16 protein-coding genes and 2 pseudogenes are annotated in these 18,799 nt (G+C 70.7%); 8 read left to right on the forward strand and 10 right to left on the reverse strand.

Translation table 11 applies throughout. The features are described 5' to 3' along the window. Window positions 1–160 precede the first annotated feature (160 nt). Window positions 161–3,100: an AAA family ATPase gene (locus tag ACFRCG_RS06655; RefSeq protein ID WP_380029459.1), complete on the forward strand. Its 2,940-nt coding sequence runs from the start codon at window positions 161–163 to the stop codon at window positions 3,098–3,100. A gap of 77 nt (window positions 3,101–3,177) precedes the next feature. Here the strand turns inward: ACFRCG_RS06655 and ACFRCG_RS06660 are convergent, their stop codons facing one another. The 4 genes from ACFRCG_RS06660 to ACFRCG_RS06675 are packed head-to-tail and all read right to left on the reverse strand — an operon-like array spanning window position 3,178 to window position 6,972. Further along, entirely contained in the window at window positions 3,178–4,173 is a 996-nt protein-coding gene (locus ACFRCG_RS06660; RefSeq protein ID WP_380029461.1) for an alpha/beta fold hydrolase, read from the reverse strand. Window positions 4,174–4,223: 50 nt separating this feature from the next. Then, window positions 4,224–5,012 (reverse strand): SDR family NAD(P)-dependent oxidoreductase, encoded by a 789-nt coding sequence (locus ACFRCG_RS06665; RefSeq protein ID WP_380029464.1) that lies wholly within the window; start codon window positions 5,010–5,012, stop codon window positions 4,224–4,226. A gap of 29 nt (window positions 5,013–5,041) precedes the next feature. Then, window positions 5,042–5,839 carry an alpha/beta hydrolase gene (locus ACFRCG_RS06670; RefSeq protein ID WP_380029466.1) on the reverse strand — a complete coding sequence of 266 codons (798 nt, stop codon included), beginning with the start codon at window positions 5,837–5,839 and terminating at the stop codon, window positions 5,042–5,044. 50 nt (window positions 5,840–5,889) lie between these two features. Further along, window positions 5,890–6,972 (reverse strand): MBL fold metallo-hydrolase, encoded by a 1,083-nt coding sequence (locus tag ACFRCG_RS06675; RefSeq protein WP_380029468.1) that lies wholly within the window; start codon window positions 6,970–6,972, stop codon window positions 5,890–5,892. Between the two features lie 265 nt (window positions 6,973–7,237). On the opposite strand from ACFRCG_RS06675, the gene ACFRCG_RS06680 reads away from it, so the two are divergent. The 3 genes from ACFRCG_RS06680 (at window position 7,238) to ACFRCG_RS06690 (ending at window position 8,701) form a co-directional block, all read left to right on the forward strand. Next, window positions 7,238–7,360, forward strand: a complete 123-nt coding sequence (locus ACFRCG_RS06680) for a hypothetical protein (protein WP_380029470.1) — start codon at window positions 7,238–7,240, stop codon at window positions 7,358–7,360. Between the two features lie 51 nt (window positions 7,361–7,411). Then, the gene (locus ACFRCG_RS06685) at window positions 7,412–7,894 is read left to right on the forward strand and encodes a hypothetical protein (protein WP_380029472.1); all 483 of its coding nucleotides are present in this window, start codon (window positions 7,412–7,414) and stop codon (window positions 7,892–7,894) included. A 603-nt stretch (window positions 7,895–8,497) separates the two neighbouring features. Then, window positions 8,498–8,701: a hypothetical protein gene (locus tag ACFRCG_RS06690; protein WP_380029474.1), complete on the forward strand. Its 204-nt coding sequence runs from the start codon at window positions 8,498–8,500 to the stop codon at window positions 8,699–8,701. 366 nt (window positions 8,702–9,067) lie between these two features. Here ACFRCG_RS06690 and ACFRCG_RS06695 read toward each other — a convergent pair whose 3' ends face one another. Next, window positions 9,068–9,964 (reverse strand): AraC family transcriptional regulator N-terminal domain-containing protein, encoded by an 897-nt coding sequence (locus tag ACFRCG_RS06695; RefSeq protein WP_380029655.1) that lies wholly within the window; start codon window positions 9,962–9,964, stop codon window positions 9,068–9,070. Between the two features lie 227 nt (window positions 9,965–10,191). Between ACFRCG_RS06695 and ACFRCG_RS06700 the strand changes: the two genes are divergently transcribed. Genes ACFRCG_RS06700 through ACFRCG_RS06715 form a run of 4 tightly spaced genes read left to right on the forward strand, consistent with a single transcriptional unit; the run spans window position 10,192 to window position 14,849 of the window. Then, window positions 10,192–10,710, forward strand: coding sequence for a 2Fe-2S iron-sulfur cluster-binding protein (locus ACFRCG_RS06700; RefSeq protein WP_380029476.1), 519 nt, complete (start codon window positions 10,192–10,194; stop codon window positions 10,708–10,710). Continuing rightward, window positions 10,707–11,696 (forward strand): FAD binding domain-containing protein, encoded by a 990-nt coding sequence (locus tag ACFRCG_RS06705; protein ID WP_380029478.1) that lies wholly within the window; start codon window positions 10,707–10,709, stop codon window positions 11,694–11,696. Before ACFRCG_RS06700 ends, ACFRCG_RS06705 begins: the two co-directional genes overlap by 4 nt. Next, window positions 11,693–13,771 carry a xanthine dehydrogenase family protein molybdopterin-binding subunit gene (locus ACFRCG_RS06710; protein ID WP_380029479.1) on the forward strand — a complete coding sequence of 693 codons (2,079 nt, stop codon included), beginning with the start codon at window positions 11,693–11,695 and terminating at the stop codon, window positions 13,769–13,771. Before ACFRCG_RS06705 ends, ACFRCG_RS06710 begins: the two co-directional genes overlap by 4 nt. A 7-nt stretch (window positions 13,772–13,778) precedes the next feature. Then, window positions 13,779–14,849 (forward strand): XdhC family protein, encoded by a 1,071-nt coding sequence (locus tag ACFRCG_RS06715; protein WP_380029481.1) that lies wholly within the window; start codon window positions 13,779–13,781, stop codon window positions 14,847–14,849. 35 nt (window positions 14,850–14,884) lie between these two features. On the opposite strand, the gene ACFRCG_RS06720 is transcribed toward ACFRCG_RS06715, so the two are convergent. From ACFRCG_RS06720 to ACFRCG_RS06740, 5 genes and pseudogenes are all read right to left on the reverse strand, one after another. After that, entirely contained in the window at window positions 14,885–15,988 is a 1,104-nt protein-coding gene (locus tag ACFRCG_RS06720) for an MBL fold metallo-hydrolase (protein WP_380029483.1), read from the reverse strand. Window positions 15,989–16,010: 22 nt separating this feature from the next. Continuing rightward, a pseudogene (locus ACFRCG_RS06725) lies at window positions 16,011–16,157 on the reverse strand (alpha/beta hydrolase); the annotation flags it as partial. A 71-nt stretch (window positions 16,158–16,228) separates the two neighbouring features. Further along, window positions 16,229–16,543 (reverse strand): annotated as a pseudogene (locus ACFRCG_RS06730) (antibiotic biosynthesis monooxygenase); the annotation flags it as partial. Window positions 16,544–17,063: 520 nt separating this feature from the next. Beyond that, a complete protein-coding gene (locus ACFRCG_RS06735) occupies window positions 17,064–18,242 on the reverse strand; it encodes an IS3 family transposase (RefSeq protein WP_380029485.1) in 1,179 nt (392 codons plus the stop codon). Window positions 18,243–18,345: 103 nt separating this feature from the next. Further along, window positions 18,346–18,615, reverse strand: coding sequence for a metal-sensitive transcriptional regulator (locus tag ACFRCG_RS06740; RefSeq protein WP_380029487.1), 270 nt, complete (start codon window positions 18,613–18,615; stop codon window positions 18,346–18,348). Between the last annotated feature and the right edge of the window lie 184 nt (window positions 18,616–18,799).

Raw genomic sequence — 18,799 nt, forward strand, 5'->3', positions numbered from 1 at the left:
GGCCCCTTTCGAGTTCGCGCACGGAGCGCACGGTCAGGTGGGCTTGGGTGGCCGTTGCCGAGGGCGACGTGCCGGTACCGGGCGTCGCCGGTCGCCAAGGCGGTCAACCACGAACTCCGGAACATCGTCCCGGACTTCGTCCGCACCGGCACCGGTTTCGATGGCGACGACGAGCCCGCTACCGAGCCCGCATCGGCCACTACGAACAACGAGGCCATCGCCCGTAGGCAGCCGCCTCGTCGAATCAAGCACGGTTGCGGTACTAGGGTCCGCCCCTAGGGTCCCCCAGGGAGGCCGGTGCTTGGCTGGAGCGGTGACGACACCGCTGTGGGTAGGTTCCCGTGCCCGTCCCGCCCCATTCACCGGGCGGCACGGCGAACTCGCCGATGTCGCTGCCCTGTTGGCCGGGGTTCGAGACGGGCGCAGCTGCACACTCGTGCTGGCCGGCGAGCCCGGCGTCGGCAAAACGCGACTGCTGGACCGGGTGGCCGAGACCGCCGGGGACCTCCGCGTCGTCAGGACCGCCGGAGTCGAGTCGGAGGACCGCCTCGGCTTCGCGTCGCTGCACCGCCTGCTTCGTCCTCTGCTGACCGGCCTCGGCGCGCTCCCGGCTCCACAACGCGAGGCGCTCGGCTCGGCGTTCGGCATGTTCGCCGGTCCACCCGCCGACCGGTACCTCGTCGGCATGGCCTGCCTCACGCTGCTGGCCGGAGCGGCGGCGGAGCAGCCGCTGCTGTGCCTGGTCGACGACCTGCAGTGGCTGGACCGCGAGTCGTCCGACGCGCTCACGTTCGTCGCACGTCGCCTGCACGCCGACGCCATCGGCCTGATCCTGGCCGGCCGCGACGAGCCCGCGGCCCCCGGCCCGTTCGACGGCATCGCCGCCCTCCGGCTCGACGGACTGCCGGGACCCGACGCGGGGACCCTGCTCAGGGCGGCTGTTCCAGGGCGCCTCGCCCCGGCGATGGCCGCCCGGATCGTCGCCGAAACCGGCGGCAACCCGCTGGCCCTGATCGAGATCGCCGGCACCCTGGCACCGGAGCATCTGGCGGGTACGACGCCGCTGCACGCGCCGCTCCCGGTGGGCGCCCGCCTCGAATCCCACTTCTCACACCGGGTCGGCGCCCTGCCCGCCGAGACCCGAGCGCTCCTGCTCCTCCTCTCCGCCGCGTCGCCCGAGGACCCGTTGCTGCTGTGGCGCGCGGCCGGTGTTCTCGGCATCCCCGCCAAGGCCGCGGACGCCGCGGTCTCCGCCGGCATCCTCGCTCCCGACGACCCCACCGGATTCCGGCACCCCCTGATTCGCTCTGCCGTCTATCGGGGCGCGGACGCCGCGGATCGGCGCCGCGTGCACGAGACGCTCGCCGCGCTCAGCGATCCGGCTCGCGACCCGGTCCGCCGGGCCTGGCACCGGGCAGAGGCGACCATCGGGCTGGACGACGAGGTGGCCGCGGAGTTGGCCGCCGCCGCGGAGCGAGTCCGGGTCCGCGGCGGGTACGCGGAGCAGGCGGCGCTCCTCGCACGGGCCGCGCAACTGTCCGCGGCCGGCCGGCCCGCGCGCCTGATCGAGGCGGCGCGCGCGTATCTCGTCGCCGGGGATCCGGACGCGGCGCGGGCCATTCTCGATCGGGCCATGCCACTTCTCGGCCCCGGCGACCCGATCCTGCACGCGCGCGCGGTTCGCGCCGGAGCAACCATCGATTTGTGCTTCGCCCGCATCGCCGGCCTCCCACCCCTCCTCCTGGACGCGGCCCGCTTGATCGCCGACGCCGAACCGGCGCTGGCCCGAAAGATGTTGTTCGAAGGCATGCACGCGATGCTGCTCGGCAATCACGGCTCCCTCGCACCTCGGGAGTTCGGTGGTGCCGTGCTGGGCTCACCCGCGATGCGGCCGGAGCCCTCGACCGCCGAGGACCTCCTGCTCAAGGGGCTCGCCGTACGCGTGCATGTCGGCCACCCGGCGTCCGTCCCGATCCTGCGCCGAGCGTTGGACGTCCTGTGCGGGGGCCCCGACATCGTCGAGGACGGCCTGCCGCTCGCCGTGCTCGTCGGCTATGCCGCGGACGAGCTGTGGGACGACGCGGGCGGATACGCGGCGAACAGGCGGCTCGAAGAACACGAACGCGGCAGCGGCGCGCTCAGTGCGTTGTGGACGACGCTGCTGGTGCGATCCACGTGGGAGCAACGTGCCGGCCGCTTCGCCGCTGCGGCGGCCTGTATCGACGAGTCCGAGGAGCTTGCCGCGCTCGTCGGGTTGCCGCGGTTGGGCCCGGCCCACCGGATCGACCTGCTGGCCTGGAGTGGCCGTGAGGCGGAGACCCGGGCCGCTGCCGACTTGATCATGCGGCACTGGGTTGCCGAGAAGGACCACGACGCGTTCGGTGACTGGGCCCGCAACTGCCTCACCGTGCTGGAGATCGGTCACGGACGGTACGCCGAGGCGCTGGCGTTGGCGCGGATCACCTTCGCGAAGGACAACTGCAGCACGGCGGCCCGGGTGGCGCACGACGTCGTCGAGGCCGGCGTGCGCTGCGGCGACCATCGCGCCGCGAAGGACGCGTTGGTCCGTCTGGAGGAGCGCGCACCGGTAGCGGGTACTCCCTGGGCGCTGGGTCTGCTGGCCCGCTGCCGCGCGCTGATGGCCGACGACGACCACGCCGAGGCGCTGTACCTCGAATCCGTGGAGCTGCTCGGCCGGACGAGGGTGACGACCGAACTGGCGCGCTCGCGTCTGCTGTACGGCGAGTGGCTGCGTCGGCGCAGGCGGCGCGGCGAGGCGCGTGCCGAACTGCGCACGGCGTACGAGATGTTCGCGGGGATGGGTGCGGCGGGGTTCGCCGAGCGTGCCCGCGTCGAACTGCTGGCCACCGGTGAGCGCGCCGGGAAGCGGGATGCCCGGGGCGGGCTCGGTCTGACCCCACAGGAGCGCCGGGTCGCGGAACTGGCGGCCGGCGGGGCCACCAACACCGAGATCGCCGCCCGGTTGTTCATCACGACGTCGACCGTCGAGTACCACCTCAACAAGGTCTTCCGCAGGCTCGGCATCACCTCGCGACGACAGCTCAAGTCCGTCCTCGCCGACGGGGCCGCGGACGCGTGAGGGGCCGGACGTGGCGATCCCCGGCACGGTCGCGGGCGGGGGACACTGCCGCCGCGGGACCCGGAGCGTCCGCGAACTCACGGGCCGCTGTTCAGGAAGGCCGGCAGGATGCCGGTGAGTTCGGCGGGGTGTTCCTCGTAGATCCAGTGGCCCGAGTCGCCGACGACCTTGCCGGTGACGTTCGTCGCGTATCGGATCGCCTGCTTCTCCAAAGTGTCGTCCAGGCTGTGGTCGGCGCCGATGGCCGGCACGGGCATGGTGAGCGGAGTCTTGACGTACTCGGCGTTGTCCCTGATGTCCTGCGGAAAGGCACGGAACCACGCCAGGCTGCCGTTGAGCCGGTCGCGGTCCTTCAGGTAGCGGGCGAACACGGCGACCTCGTGCGCGGTGACCGATCCTTTGTGGAACTCCAGTTGGTCGATGAAGCGGTCGGTCCAGGTCTGTTCACGGCCGCGGATCATGGCTTCGGGCAGGCCGTTGGCGACGCTGAAGAACCCGAAGTTCCACACGCCCGGGCCGTCGGCGGTCAGCGCGGGGAACTGGTATACGCCCAGGTCGGGGATGGGTGCTTCGCTGAGCACGAGCTTGGTGACGTCGGTGGGGTGCGCGGCGGCGTAGGCGTACGCGACCATGGTGCCCATGTCGTGGCCGACGATCCGCACGTCCTGGTCGCGCCCGAGTGCGACCAACAGGCGGTGGATGTCGTCGGCCATGGTCTTCTTGTCGTAACCGGTCGCCGGGGCGTCGCTCTTGCCGGCGCCGCGCAGGTCGGGGGCGATGACGGTGTAGTGCCGGGCGAGGGCCGGCAGGATGTCGTGCCACTCGTACCAGGTCTGCGGGTAGCCGTGGATCAGCACCAGGGTCGGGCCCTGGCCACCGATGACGTAGTTGAGGTCGACCGCGCCGAGTTCGGCTTTGTGTTCGGTGAAGCCGGCCGGTATGCGTTCTTTCGCGGATGCGGCCGCCGCGGGTGCGGGCTCGGCCACACCCACGGTGATTGCCGCGGTGAAAACGGTGGCGGCGGCGACGGCCGCGAGCATCGGTCGGCGGATGAGGGCATGCGTGAGCTTCACGTGTGCTCCCGTGGGATGGGAAGGACGGTGGTCGCCTGGACGTGGATGCGTCACAAAGTGGTGACGAGACCGCCGTCGATGGTGAAGTCGGACCCGGTGATGTTCGCGGCGCGGTCACCGGTCAAGTACACGACCAGGTCGGCGACTTCCTCCGGTCGGGTGAAGCGGCCGGTGGCGGCGTCGGCAGCGGCCTGCCTGGCCACGTCGTCGGCGGTGCCGCCCGCTGCCAGGGCCACCGTGGCCGCGACGCCGGACGGGCCGGTCCACAGCGCGGTGGCGACCGGGCCGGGGCTGACGGTGTTCACGCGGATACCGTGCGGGCCGATTTCCTTCGACAGTGCTTTGCAGAAGTTGGACAGTGCCGCCTTGGCCGCGCCGTAGTCGATGACCAGTGGGTCGGGCAGGAAGGCGTTGACGGAGCTGACGGTGACGATGCTTCCGGCACCCCGGCCGAGGAGGATCGGCAGGGCCGCCCGCGTCGTGCGGACCGCCGCCAGGAAGTTGACGGTCAGCGTCGCGCCCCAGTCGTCGTCGGTCACGGTGAGGAAGCCCCCGGTGCGCGGCCGGACCGCGCCGACGTTGTTGACCAGGATGTCCAGCCCGCCGAACGCGGCGGTGGCCGCGGCGATCAGTTCGGCCGGTCCCGTGGGTTCGGCGAGGTCGACCGCCACTGCGACGACCCGGCCGTCGGCGGTGAGCTCCCCGAGTTCGGCGGTGACTTCGCGGGATCCGGCCACCACCCGAGCGCCTTCGTCGACCAAGGCGCGGGTGATGGCCAGTCCGATGCCGCGGCCGGCTCCGGTCACGACCGCGGTCCTGCCGGCGATTCCGAGATCCATGTCGTGCTCCTTCAACGGGGGACGCCCGGCTACAGGGAGTGCGAGCGTAGCCAGGCCAACGCCGTGTCGGCGACTTCGCGCCAGCCGCTGTCGATGGTCAGGGAGTGGCCCTTGTCGGGGAAGTCGCTGATGTCGGTGACGGCTTCCGAGTGCCGGTACTGCTTGAGCGTCGCGCGGGTGACGGACTCCGGGACGGTGTGGTCCTTGCCGCCGGTCATCAGCAGCAGGGGTCCGCGATGGGCGTTGCCGGTGGCGACCTTGGCCGGCGAGTGGGGGTTGAAGTTGGCGGCTGCGGCTTCGAACAGGGGCTTGCCGGGCGCCGGAATCGCCCAGCGCTCGAACAACGCGTCGGATTCCTCCGCGGACACGGCGTTGCCGAACGCGAAGCGGAACTGTGCGGCGGTGAGCGACACCGCGCGGTGTCGGTTCGCCGGGTTCTTGAACACCGGCAGGGTGGACCGCAGCGCCGACAGCGGCAGCGGCAGGACTCCCTTGATCTGGGCGGCGTCGATGGCGACGGCCGCGGCGGCCAGGTCCTGCCCGAGGAGTTTCTGGGCGATCATGCCGCCGAAGGAGTGGCCGATCAGGATCGGCGGCCGGTCCAGTCCGCGGATGATGCCGGCGTAGTGCTCGACGACGTCGTCGATGCCGTGGTCGGCGATGCTCTCCGGGTTCGCGCGCGCCTCGGACACGGTCTCGGGGTCGCCGGGCCAGCCGGGTGCGGCCGGCGCGTAGCCCTCGGCGCGGAACAGTTCGGTCCAGGCGTCCCAGGACGAGGCGTGCAGCCACAGGCCGTGGATGAACAGGACCGGTGTGGGGGTCGTCATCGTGGATTCTCCGCTCTCGGGTGTGAAAGGGGTGGGGTCGGTGGGCCGGCTCACGGGTGGGTGCCGAACGGGCCGAGTATCCCGGCGTCGATTCGGAAGGACTCGACCAAGGTGCCCGCGTTGTCCAGCGTGAATACGTCCGCAGCGGCCAGGACTCCGGTGTACTTCGCGACGACCGGCGCGGCCGCTGCCGCCGCGACGGCGTCCAGGTAGGTCTTGAAGATCGCCCAGGAGTTGCCGGTCGGGCCGTACTTCGCGAAGTACGGGGCCGGGTCCAGGTTCATCGCGGCCCGTGTGGAGGCTTCCAGGTCGGCCATGTAGGCGAGTTGAAGCTCTCCGTCGGCGCGTTGCCCGAGCCGGCCCAGGTGGCCGCCGACCAGCGTCCGCCACGGGTAGGCCATCGTGATGTGCTGCGCACGCAGCCAGGCCGGGATGTCCTGTGAGACGGCGAGGTGCTTGAACGGCACCCAGCCCGGATACAGGACGTCGACCACCATCAGCGTCCGGTGAGCCGGGGCGTGGATGAAGATGTTGTCCGGTGAATGGTTCGGGCCGTGATAGGCCAGTTCCAGGCGCTCGCCGCCCACCTGGAGCGTGTACCGGTCCTCGAACGTGACGGTCGGGGCAGGGCGATTGGGGTCGTTCGCGCGGAGCAGGAAGCGCCGGCATTCGCTGTGCCCGATGCGGACCACGTCCTTGCCGAGGATCGACGAGGCTCCGGCGTGGTCGGCATGGGAGTGCGAGTAGACCAGGTGGGTGACCTTGGCCGGACGGCCGTTGGCCCGGGTGACCTCGGCGATCGCCCGCAGCAGGTTGTGGCCGATGGTCGGCGGCGCGTCGACCAGGACGACGCCTTCCCGCGTGCTGAGGAACATGGCCTGGTAGTTGCCGTCCGTGACCCAGTACAGGTGTCCGTCGATACGGCCGACGAAGTAGCCCGCGCTGTTCAGCGCCGGACCCTGCGCGGCGGCCGGCACCGGTGCGAAGTCGGGGAGGTCGGGGCCGGACGCGGCCTGCGCCGTGCCCGCGAGCGCGCCGGTGGCGAGAGCCGCGGTGGGGATCGCCGCCGCGGCGGTTGCCGTGCGCAGGAAGGTCCGGCGGTCCGCCACGGGCGGCCCGGGTTTCGCGGTCATGATCTGGCCCCTTCGGGATCGGTTCGGCACCGGGGTCGGTCGGGTGGACCGGGCCAGGACACCACCCGGCCGGCCGCGCTCGCACCGTGGAAAGACCCCAGTCCCGATTCCCGACGGAGCCGGCGGGCTGGGGTTTCTTCCCCGTTACCTGGCAGTACTTCGGTAGGTCTTGCCGTACTTGACCGTTGAGTGTGGACATGCGGCAGGTTCGGGGCCTGCGGGCGGGGTTGGCGGAGTTCGAGGAGCAGCTCGCGAACACAGCGGCTTGGACGAGGGCTCGCTCCGGCACCCCGTTCACGAGGTGCGGCGCGCGTTCGGACCGGCCTGGCCGCTGACCGGCGGTCGGGCCGAGGACGTCCTCTCCGACCTGCGCGAGCGGCTGAGGTGAACCGAGAGCAGGGCGTTCGACTGCCGTCCGCCGCCCGTTCGGGGCCTGCGGATGCGCAAGGCACTGATCCAGTGCCCGCTGATGTGGGAGCTGGGGGCGTTCAACACCGTCGACGGCGTGGCCGACGAACTCGTCGTCAACCACTACACGGGCGGGATGAGCGCCAAGAAGGACAGCAGCACCGGGCCCGGCCAGATCTTCGCGGCGACCGCGATCCGGGTCCTCAACCACGCCATCCGGCAAGGGCTGATCGGCGGGACCCTCATGGACGCGGCCAAGGAGAGCCTCTGGGCTGTCTGGCAACGGCTCCACGGAGACACGGTCTACACCATGAGCACCGTTCCGCTGGTCCTCATCGAGGGCGCCCACGAGATCGGCGTGGCGCGCCCCGGCCTCGACACCGCCGAGGAGGACAGCAGGCGCACGCTCGCCCGCTACCACGGAACCGACGTGAGCGCGCAGGGGTACGGGACCGCACAGCTCGGGCTCTACCGGGTGTTCGAGAAGTATCACGCGCCACTGAGAGGCCAGTGAGGGTGAGGATGTCCTTCGGTTCCGCGGACAACGTGCCAAGGCGTTCGGTACTGCGGCGGACGGGTGCGGCTCTCGCGGCGGTGGCCGCTCTTCCGGCGTGGACGCTGCCGGCGAGGGGGGCGGCGTCCGGTGCCGAGCCGGCCGCCCATCCCGCCCCTTCCGCCCGTCTCTGCGCCCGTCCCTGCGCCCGCCTCGGCGAGAACGGCCGGCCCGTGGGCGGGAGCGGGCACGCAGGTGGTGAGGTCTCGAGGTCGGGGCGCGTCACGGGTCAGCCGGGGGTGAACTCGTACCGCACCACCCGGTCGGCCCCCGCCGTGGGCCCGACCGGGCGCGCGTACGCCGGCCGCGCAGCCGCCCGCCCCGCCCGACATGCCCCGTGAACCCGACCCGGATCCGACACGAACCAGACGCCGATCCCACGACCACCGCGCACCGCCGCCCCGCATGTACGGGCCGGCCGTGGCGAGGGGCGTGGTGGGGGAGTTACGACACGTACAGGACGAACCCTTGGTCCGGGCGTTGTTGGAAGGCGAAGTACGCCGTCGCCACGTTCTCTCGTCGGCTGCTCCCGGTTCGTGTGCCCCGTCCGGGGCCGTCGGCCCCATGCCACCTCCACCGCCGCCCGTCCGCGAGGTCGTCCGGTGGATCATCGGCCGACCCGAGCGGCAGGGTGAAGCCGCCCGCCGACAACTGAAGGAACTGTGCGAGCGCTGCCCCCACTTCGCCCAAGGCCTGCGCAAAGACCTCGACGCCGTCACGGACGGCCTGGCGGTGTCCTGGAACTCGGGGCGGTGGCAGGTCACATGAACAGGACGAAGATGCGTACACGTCAAACCTGCGGCCGTGCGAGCCTCGATCTTCCACGCCGCCGAATACTCCTCGCGGATTGACGCGCTTCACGGAAATCGCCGAAGACCGCGATAGGACCGGCCGTTGACAGCCGCCGGAGCTGGGGGTGCGGTAGTCAAAGAGATGAGGTGCTTCTGCAGGTCAGGGCCCCTCGCTGTGCGATACGACGTTCGAACTCCATCTTTGTGTCGTTTCGTGCGTGACGTGTGGTCCCCAATCGGTCCCCAGGACGCACTGCCTCGTGGGGGCGGGCATGGAGGCTCGGGCGGGCCACCTTCCCCGGCGTGTGCTCGCCGAGCGGCCGGAACGGATCCCGGTCGGGAGTCAGGACGCGGACGTCGACGCGAAGGCACGCAGACGTGTGGCGTCCCGACTGGGCGGTGCACCGAACTGCCGCCGGTACTCCCGGCTGAACTGCGAGGCGCTGTCGTAGCCGACCCGGCGGCTGACTCCGGCGATGTCGTGCGCGTCGGAGACAAGGAGCAATCGGGCCTGCTGGAGCCGGATCTGCTTCCGGAACTGGATGGGACTCATTGCCGTGGCTGTCTGAAAGCTGCGGTGGAACGCGGACACGCTCATACCGGCCAGGTGCGCCACGTCCTCGACGCGGAAGGGCTCCGCGTAGTTGTCGCGAATCCACCGCACCGCTCGTGCGATGTGGTTGAGGCTACTGTCGGGCAGGCCGAACTGACGGACGATGGACCCCTGTTCACCGGTGATGAGCCGCCACAGGATCTCCCGTTTGGCCATCGGTGCGAGTACGCCGATGTCCTGGGGCCGGTCGAGCAGCCGCAACAACCGGACGACGGCGTCGAGGAGCAACACCGGGGCGGTGCTGACGGCCAGTCCCGGCGGTGTACCGTCGAGGATCTTCGGCAGATCGACGGGGCGGGCTTGGAACAGGACTTCGGCGACGTCGGCCGGATGCACGGCGATGCCTACGCCAAGCCCTGGCGTTGCGTCGTCGTCCTGGATGAACCGGCTCGTCACCGGCAGGTCGATCGAGGAGATCAGGTATTGACCGGCCCGGTATTCGTACACCCGGTCCCCCAGGGCGAACTGTTTGGTGCCCCGAGCGACGAGCGCCATGACCTTCCCGTAGGTCGTGGAGAAGGCAGGCGTGGGCCGATCGGCCTTGAAGATCCGCACACCCTCGATCGGGGTGCTCAGATCGGCCCGGGCATGGCGAGCGAGTAGGTCGGCCAACTCGTCGATGAGCAAGGCGCTTTCGTTGGTGGAGAAGGCCATCGGAGGATCCTCTCGGACAGGCAGCTTCGGGCAAGCCTTTGCGAGCTTCGCACAAGCGGCCCGGGCCCGTCGGGCCCGGTCGCGGGCAGCGGCAGGAATGTGCAAGGGTCCGCAAGCTCTGGTCAATCCGTTCGGTGGGCCGGGCTGTTTGCATGGTTGTCACCGAAGAGCCCCTGCGCACCCTCCGGGGAGGACTGCCGATGCCCGGCGAGACCCACAGCGAACTTCTCCTACGCGTCAACGACGTGCCACGACGGCTGACCGTCGACAACCGCAGGACACTGCTCGACGCGCTGCGGGAGGACCTCGGCCATTCCGGGCCGAAGAAGGGTTGCGACCACGGGCAGTGCGGCGCCTGCACCGTGCTGCTCGACGGCCGGCGTGTCCTTTCCTGTCTCACCCTGGCGGTGGCCGCCGCCGGCGCCGCGGTCACGACCGTCGAAGGACTCTCCGGCGACGGTCGACTCACCGCACTCCAGGACGAGTTCATTCGACACGACGGCTTCCAGTGCGGCTTTTGTACCCCCGGCCAGCTGTGCTCGGCGGTCGGGATGCTGGCCGAGCACGCGGCGGGTTGGCCCAGTGCGGTCACCCCCGCCGGGCCGGTGCCGGCCCTGGACGAGGTCGAGGTGCGTGAGCGCATGAGCGGCAACCTGTGCCGCTGCGGAGCACACCCGTCGATCGTGCGCGCGATCCTGGAGTCCGGAGCGGCCCGATGAAGGAGTTCACCTACCACCGGCCGGCTCGGGTCCGGGAGGCGCTTACCCTGGCCGCCGGCGGCGGAACCCGATACCTGGGCGGGGGGACGAACCTCATCGACCTGATGAAGGAGGGCGTGGAGACACCGACACGCTTGGTCGACGTACGTCAGCTGTCCCTCGATGGGGTCCGGGAAACACCGGACGGCGGCCTGATACTCGGCGCGACGACCAGCAACAGCGACGCCGCCGCCGACATCCGGGTGCGGCGCCTTTTTCCGGCGCTCAGTCAGGCCTTGCTGGCCGGCGCGTCGGGTCAACTGCGCAACATGGCCACGCTCGGCGGCAACCTGCTTCAGCAGACCCGATGTTCCTACTTCGGTGACGTCTCGGAGCCGTGCAACAAACGCAAACCCGGCAGCGGTTGCCCGGCGATCGCCGGAGAGCACCACAACTACGCGATCCTCGGAGCCTCCGAACACTGTGCGGCCACGCATCCCTCCGACATGGCCGTTGCACTGGCCGCGTTCGACGCGGTCGTCCACTACGAGAGCCTCCAAGGGCCCGGTGGGATTCCGCTGGCGGAGTTCTACCCACCGGTCGGTGACACGCCACAGCGGGTGTCCGCACTGCCGCCGGGGGCGTTGATCACGGCCATCGCTCTGCCGGGTGCCGCGACAGCTCCCGGGTCGCGCTATCGCAAGGTCCGCGAGCGGGCCTCCTACGCCTTCGCCACCGTATCCATCGCCGCGGCCCTGAAGGTCGAGGAGGACACGGTCACCAGCGTACGTATCGCCCTCGGCGGAGTCGCATCCCGGCCGTGGCGCGCGAGAACAGCGGAGATCGCCCTGTTGGGCGGAGCCGCCACCGCCGACGCCTTTCGGGCCGCCGCAGCGGCCGAACTGTCCGCCGCCCGCCCTCTGCGGGACAACGCCTACAAGGTGCCGCTGGCCCGCAACCTCATCGAGGCCGTGCTGACCGGACTGGCCCAGGGGAGGACCCGGTGAAACCCCCACCCGCAGTCGGAGTGCCGCGGACTCGGCTCGAAGGACCCGGCAAAGTCACGGGCCGCGCCCGCTACGCCGCGGACGAACCCCTCGAAGACCTGGCCCACGGTTGCCTCGTCACGTCCACGGTGGCCCGGGGACACATCCGGGACATCTCCCGGGTCGACGACATGCCCGGAGTGCTGGGCGTCATCGACCACCGCAACGCGCCCCGGCTCAATCCGGCGGCCGGCGGATTCTTCGGTCCGGACGGCAGCCTTCTCCTCCTCCAGGACGCCGCCGTCCCGCACGCCGGCCGACCGGTCGCGCTGGTCGTTGCCGAAACGCCCGAGCAGGCCCGCGCGGCGGCGGCCGCGCTCACGGTGACCTACGACGAGGAAGCGCACGATTGCGTCTTCCGTGAAGGTCACCCGGCGGAACGCCCGGCGCTGACCATCTTCGGCGAGGACGTCGAAATCGGCGACGTCGACGCGGAACTGACCGAGGCCGCGGTGGTCGTGGACGAGGTCTACCACACCGTCGAACAGCACTGCGCCGCCATGGAACCGCACACCGCGACCGCGTGGTGGGAGAACGGACGCCTCCAGGCTTTCGACTCCAACCAGGGGCCGTTCATCGTCGCGACCACCCTGGCCACGCTGTTCTCCCTGGACCCGAAGACGGTACGTATCCGTGCCGAGCACGTCGGCGGTGGCTTCGGATCCAAAGGACAGTGCGGACCACAGCTGATTCTCGCGGTGATGGCCACCACTGTTCTCGGACGTCCGGTACGCGTCACTCTGACCCGCCGTCAGGTGTTCCTGGCGACTCCGCCCAGACCGCGAATCCGGCAGCGGGTCCGCCTCGGCGCCGACCCGGACGGACGCCTCCGGGCGATCCACCACGAGGCGGTGTTCGAGGAGTCACCGCTCGCCGAGTACGTGGAGAACTGCGTCGAACCCACCAGGACGCTCTACGCGGCGCCCGCGATCCGCACCCGACTCACCACGGTCCCCCTCGACATCGCGCCGCCCTTCTCCGTACGCGGCCCCGGACCGACACCCGGCTCGTTCGCGCTCGAATCGGCCATGGACGAACTGGCCGAAGGACTGGGGATCGACCCGCTCGAACTCCGGCTGCGCAACGAACCCAGCGTGGGCCCGGTGTCCGGGTTGACGTTCAGTCACCGAAATCTCGTCGGCTGCCTCCAGGAGGGGGCCCGCCGGTTCGGCTGGGCCGGACGTGACCACCGGCCCCGGCAGCGGCAGGAAGGGCACCTGCTCGTGGGCACCGGACTGGCCGCGACCGCCTTCGGCACGGGAGCGCTGCCCTCCTCCGCGTCGATCACCGCCGAAACCGATGGCACTTTCACCGTGTCCATCGGCGCGAGCGACATCGGAACCGGCGCGCGCACCGCCCTGACGGCGATCGCCGCCGACGCCTTGGGGGTCGACACCGGCCGGATCAGGCTGGAGTTCGCCGACAGTGACCTCGGCCCGGCCTGGAGTGCGGGCGGATCCCGGGGCACGACATCCTGGTCCTGGGCGATCACCACGGCCGCCGCCAAGCTCACCGGGTCGGTGCCGCCGGTGACCGTCACCGCCGACACCACCGAGGAACTCGGTGCCCTGCCCCACCGCGAACGCCACGCCCACAGCGCGGTGTTCGCCGAGGTCTCCGTCGACCCGGCGACCGGCGAGGTCCGCATCCGGCGACTCCTGGGGATGTTCGCCGTGGGCCGAGTGGTCAACCCGCTGTTGGCCCGCAGCCAGGTCGTCGGCGGCATGATCACCGGACTGTCCATGGCCCTGTACGAGGAAGGCATCCGCGACCGGGTCACCGGCCGCAACGTCAACCCGGACCTCGCCGGATACCACATCGCCGCGCACGCCGACATCCCCGACGTCGAAGCCGACTTCGTCCCCGACCACGAACCCGACGACCCCTCCGGCATCAAGGGCGTGGGCGAGATCGGCACCGTCGGCACCGCAGCGGCCATCGCCAACGCGGTCTGGCACGCCACCGGGACCAGACAGCGGAGCCTGCCCCTCCGGCTGGACCGCGTCATGGAAGACCGACCACCGACGGGGGAGTGAACCGGACGTGCTTCGCGAGGTCTGGCCGTTCGTCGACGACTGCCGGCGTACGGGTCTTCCCGTCGCACTGGCCCGGCTCATCGGCCGCGACGGCCCCGGAGCCCGGCCGCTCGGCGCGACGATGGCCGTGGCGCAGGACGGGACCTGGCGCGGCTCGCTTTCCGGTGGCTGCGTCGAGGGCATCGTCCTCGACGCGGCCCGGGACGTGCTCGCCGGAGCGCCACCCGCCGTGATCCCGGTGTCACCCGGTGGGCACCTGCTGCCCTGGGAGGAAACACCCTCCTGTGCCGGGGAGTTGCGAGTCCTCATCGCCGCCGCCCCGGCCGACCCGATCCATTCCCGGATCACCACGGCGCTGGCCGAGGACCGGCGGCTGTTCGTCCGGGTCGCCCTGAGACCGCCGTATCCCTGGTCGGTGTCTGCGGAACTACATCAACTCCCGCAGTGCGATCCGGCGTTCACGGAGATTCTGGCCGGCCGTTCGAAGCTGCTCCTGATCGGCGCCACGGACCTCGCCGCGATCATCGCCACCCTGGCCGGATCGCTGGGCCGTGACGTCGTCGTCCTGGACCCCCGGCCGGGCCACGTGGCCTCGGGGGATTCCTTCGGCGGCGCCACGGTCGTCCGCAGCTGGGCGGACGAATGGATCGCCCGTCACCCCCTCGGCCCCCGAGACGCCGTCGTCGCCCTCAGCCACGATCCGCGAATCGACGACCGGGCCCTGCGGGCAGCCCTGTCCGGCCCCGCCGGATATGTCGCGGCCCTCGGCAGCCGGGCCACGCACACGCAACGCTTGCGACGACTGGCCGAAGTCCCCGGAGTGCATCGAATATCCGGCCCGGCGGGCCTCGATCTGGGCGGGGGCGACCTGGCCGACACCGCGCTGGCCATCCTCGCCGAGCTTGTGGCGGTGGAGAACGGCCGCGGCGGGCAGCGGCTGCGGGAGGGGGAACTGCCGATCCGCGTGGTCGGCCCGGTGCCGGGGGTTCGCGGGTGGCCGGGCCCGGAACGCGGCGCAGACGGGGGCGAGTCCCCGCGCGGGCCATCCTTCGACGGTGTCGATGCGGGCCGAAGGTGAGGTGACGGGGTCTGCGCCACGCCCCGGGCCCTGCCTCACAGTTCCCACCAAGCCGCCTCCTCCGGTGTCTTGCCCACGTCCACGCGGTCTCCCGGCCGCGGCAGGGCCAGGTGAACGCCGGTCGCCTTCGCCTCGAGGCGCAGGCGCTCCACCGGCTCGGTCCACGGGTGCGGTGCCAGGCTGAACGTCGCCCAGTGCACCGGCAGCAGTAGGCCGCCACCCAGGTCGAGGTGGGCGGCGACGGCCTCTTCCGGGGTCATGTGGATGTCGGGCCAGTTCCGGTTGTACGCGCCGATCGGCATCAGCGTCAGGTCGAACGGACCGTGTTCGCCGCCGATTCGGGCGTAGCCGTCGAAGTAGCCCGAGTCGCCCGCGTAGAAGACCTTGCGCTGCGCGCCCGCGACGACCCAGGAGCCCCACAGGGTGTCGTTGCGCCTGAACGTGCGGCCGGAGAAGTGCCGGGCGGCGGTCGCGGTGAAGCGCAGACCGGCGACCTCGGCCTCTTCCTCCCAGTCGAGTTCGATGATGCGCTCGGCCGGGACCCTCCAGCGCTCCAGGTGTGCGCCGATGCCAAGCGGCACGATGAAGGGCGCGGTCTGCGTGGCGGTCAGTTCGAGTACGGTCGCCCGGTCCAGGTGGTCGTAATGGTCATGGGAGACGACCACCGCGTCGAGCGCGGGGAGGGCGGTGAGCGGCACAGGATTGGGATGCAGCCGCTTCGGGCCGACCAGTTGCGACGGCGACACCCGCTTGCTCCACACCGGGTCGAACAGGACCCGCCGTCCCTCGATCTCCACGAGTGTGCTGGCATGGCCGTACCAGACGGCGCTCACGCCGTCGGCGGACGCCGGGGTCGCCGGGTGCGTGACCAGCGGAACCGGCCCCGCCGGGTGCCGCCGGTCGCGGTTGCCCATCATCTCCCGGAGGACCTGTGGGGGCGGCCCACTTGGTACGGCGACGCTCGAGGGCACCGAGTTGTGGAACATCCCGTCGTGGAATCGCGGCGAACGCAGCATCCGTGCCAGGCGTTCGCCGGATGCCTTGCCGCCGAACTCGGCGGGCACGTCCCGCAGCGCCCATCCGGCGATGGCGAGCGCCGTCGCGCCCGCGGTCAGCCGCCGCTTCGACCCTGCTTCCATGTGGGTTCTCCTTGTTCGTGTGTCATCCGTCATGCGTTTGCCGGGCTGTCATGGAGATCCGCGCCTGTGGGTACAGGGCGTCGAATCCGTGGAATCCGCCCGATCGGACGTGGAGTTCGACGTACGGTGGAATCTCGTCGGGAGTGAAATCGCCGAGGACGGCGCGCCAACGGTCGAGGGTCTTTCGCGAAGCGGTGCTGGGGCCGAGGCGGCAGGAGGCGGGAACCGGTCCGGGGTTCGGAAGGCGGCGTTGCCGCGGACCGGGATGTAGTCGGTGTACTCGGACTCCTTGGCCGGCAGCCCTTCGACTTGGGCCATGACGGCCTGCGCGGTATTGCCGGCGAAGGCCCGGTGGTGGTCCTCCTCGCCGGTTCACCCTTCGGTGACGTGGACGATGTCGGGGTCGGACGCGGAGCGGGAGACGAGGTAGACGACGCAGGGTCCGCCCGCGCCGGGGCTGTCCGCGTTCGGGCCGCTCAACAGCAAGTGGACCAGCGGCTCGCCCATTGCGGTCCGGGCTGTCGAGTCGGCATTGAAACCATAGGCGGCGAACACGGAATCCCTCTTCCTCACGGCGGAGTTCGATGAATTCATTGAACCGCTCCGACCTGCGGAAGCGTCACAACAATGCTCGCTCGTGCATGCATAATCCTCCCGGATTCGGGAGCCCCACGACGGAGAGACGCTCTGCCCGCGGTCGTTGCCGGCGGTGGTGATCGCCGCCGCCCAGGTGTGGAGCATCGCGCCGTCGTCGCCTCGGGCGAGGCGTCGGTGGACCCGGTGCGCGAGGTCGATCTCGGGGAGCGCGCCCGTGTCGAGGGGCCCGATAGCCGGACCTCGCTTGCCCAATACCGGTGCCGGGGGCACCACACGCGGTCCGCCGGCGGGCCCGGATGTCGTGCTCGTCGGTGCCCAGGACCCATACCCGCGCGCCGGTCGTCCGCCTCGGCGTCGTGTCCTCCTCGTCGATGCCGGTCGGTACCACCGCGTCGGGGTCGGGCGGACCGGCCGGTGCCGGGACGACGTACTCGCCGAGTTGTTCTTCGCCACCCTCAACAATGATGTTGCCCCGGTTTCACGGACTCGGGGGTGAGGAGATCAGCTTCGGCGGGTGGGTGTCGGTTTCGAACTGTACCGGGGTCATGTAGTCCAGGGCTGAGTGTCGTCGGCGCTGGTTGTAGAACCCTTCGATGTATTCGAAGATCGCGTTGGCAAGTTCGACGCGGGTCCGCCAGCGCTGCCGGTCGAGGAGTTCGGTCTGCATGCGAGCCCGGAACGACTCGGCCACGGCGTTGTCGTAGGGATCGCCGATGGTGCCCAGGGAGGGCAGCAGTCCGGCTCGGCGTGCGCGTTCGGTGAAGGTCCACGACGTGAACCGAGTGCCGTGGTCGGCGTGGATTATCCCGTCCGGGACCAGGCCGGCGGCGCCGCGGGAATCGATTGCCATACCGAGCGCGGAGGTTGCCAGGTCGGCTCTTTGCCGGGAGTCGATCGCCCAGCCGACCACTTTGCGGGAGTAGGTGTCCAGGACCACGCAGCAGTAGAGCTTTCCCTCCCGGGTGGGGTGTTCCGTGATGTCGGTGACCCACAGTTGATTCGGTCCGTCGCGATGAAAGTTACGTTTGACCAGGTCGGTCACCGTTATCGCCGAGGGGACCCGCTTGGCTCGCCGGCGCAACGGCAGTCCGGCCGGGCCCGCTCGGCGCATCAGCTCCGCCACTGTTCTGCGTGAGACGACCACGCCGTGGCCGTGGACGAGTTCGGCACGCACTCGGGGTGATCCGTAGGTCTGATGTGATGCCTGATGGATGGCCGTGATCTGGTCGGTCGGCCACGCATGGCGGATGGCGCGGGCCGAAGGCGGACGCATGCGGGCGTCATGGAAGCCCGACCGGGACACCCCGAGCGCGAGACATGCCTGCTTGACCGGGACGCCCTCAAGGGCCGGTTCGGCCACCAGAGCGAACCGGACTTTTGGGGGCACCACCTGCTCGACCGCCGCCGCGGCCTTCCGCAGGATCTTGACCTCGTTCTCCAGTTCGGCGATCCGCGACCGGGCCTCGGCCAGGGCAGCCGACTCCACCGCTGCGGGACCCAAGGTCTGCAGGCCCCGATCGATCAGATCCTGGCGCTTCCATCGGTGCAGGCAGGACTCGGCGATCGACAGTGATGCGGCCACGTCCCGGACCGATCGTCCCGACGCCAGTAGGTCCAGGGCACGCCGCCGGAACTCCGGCGCATAGGGCTTGGGCACGATCAACGATCTCCTTCGGAAGATCGCCGAACCATACCTCTCTCAACATCTGTGCCCATTAAACCGGGGCAACATCAACGGTGTCCGTCAAAGCGGAGGAAGCTCAGGCCAGGGAGAGGAACAGTTTCTCGAGTTCGGCTTCGCTCAGCGGCGCGGTGTCGCCGTTGGCGGCGGCGCTCATGCACTGGCGCATGTTGCTTGCCACGATCTTGAAGCCGGCGCGGTCCAGGGCCCGGGAGACGGCGGCGAGCTGGGTGACGACGTCCTTGCAGTCGCGGCCGGCCTCGATCATGGAGATCACGGCGGTCAGCTGCCCTTGGGCGCGGCGGAGCCGGTTGAGCACCTCGCGGGAGGCCTCCTCGTCGACGGTCATGCGGTCGCCTTCCTTTCCTTGCCACCCATGGTACCCCTGGGGGTATGTGGGCGGGGTGGTGGTGTGTCCGGGTGTCGGGGGGGGGGGGGCCGCCCCCCCCCCCCCCCCCCCCCCCCCCGCGGGGCCAAGGGGGGGGGAACGGGCCGAGGGGGGGACCCCGCCCCCCCCCCACCGGCGCCACCCC

Origin of the sequence: Embleya sp. NPDC056575 (assembly GCF_042793325.1) — a bacterium.
In the GTDB taxonomy this organism is placed as follows: domain Bacteria; phylum Actinomycetota; class Actinomycetes; order Streptomycetales; family Streptomycetaceae; genus Embleya.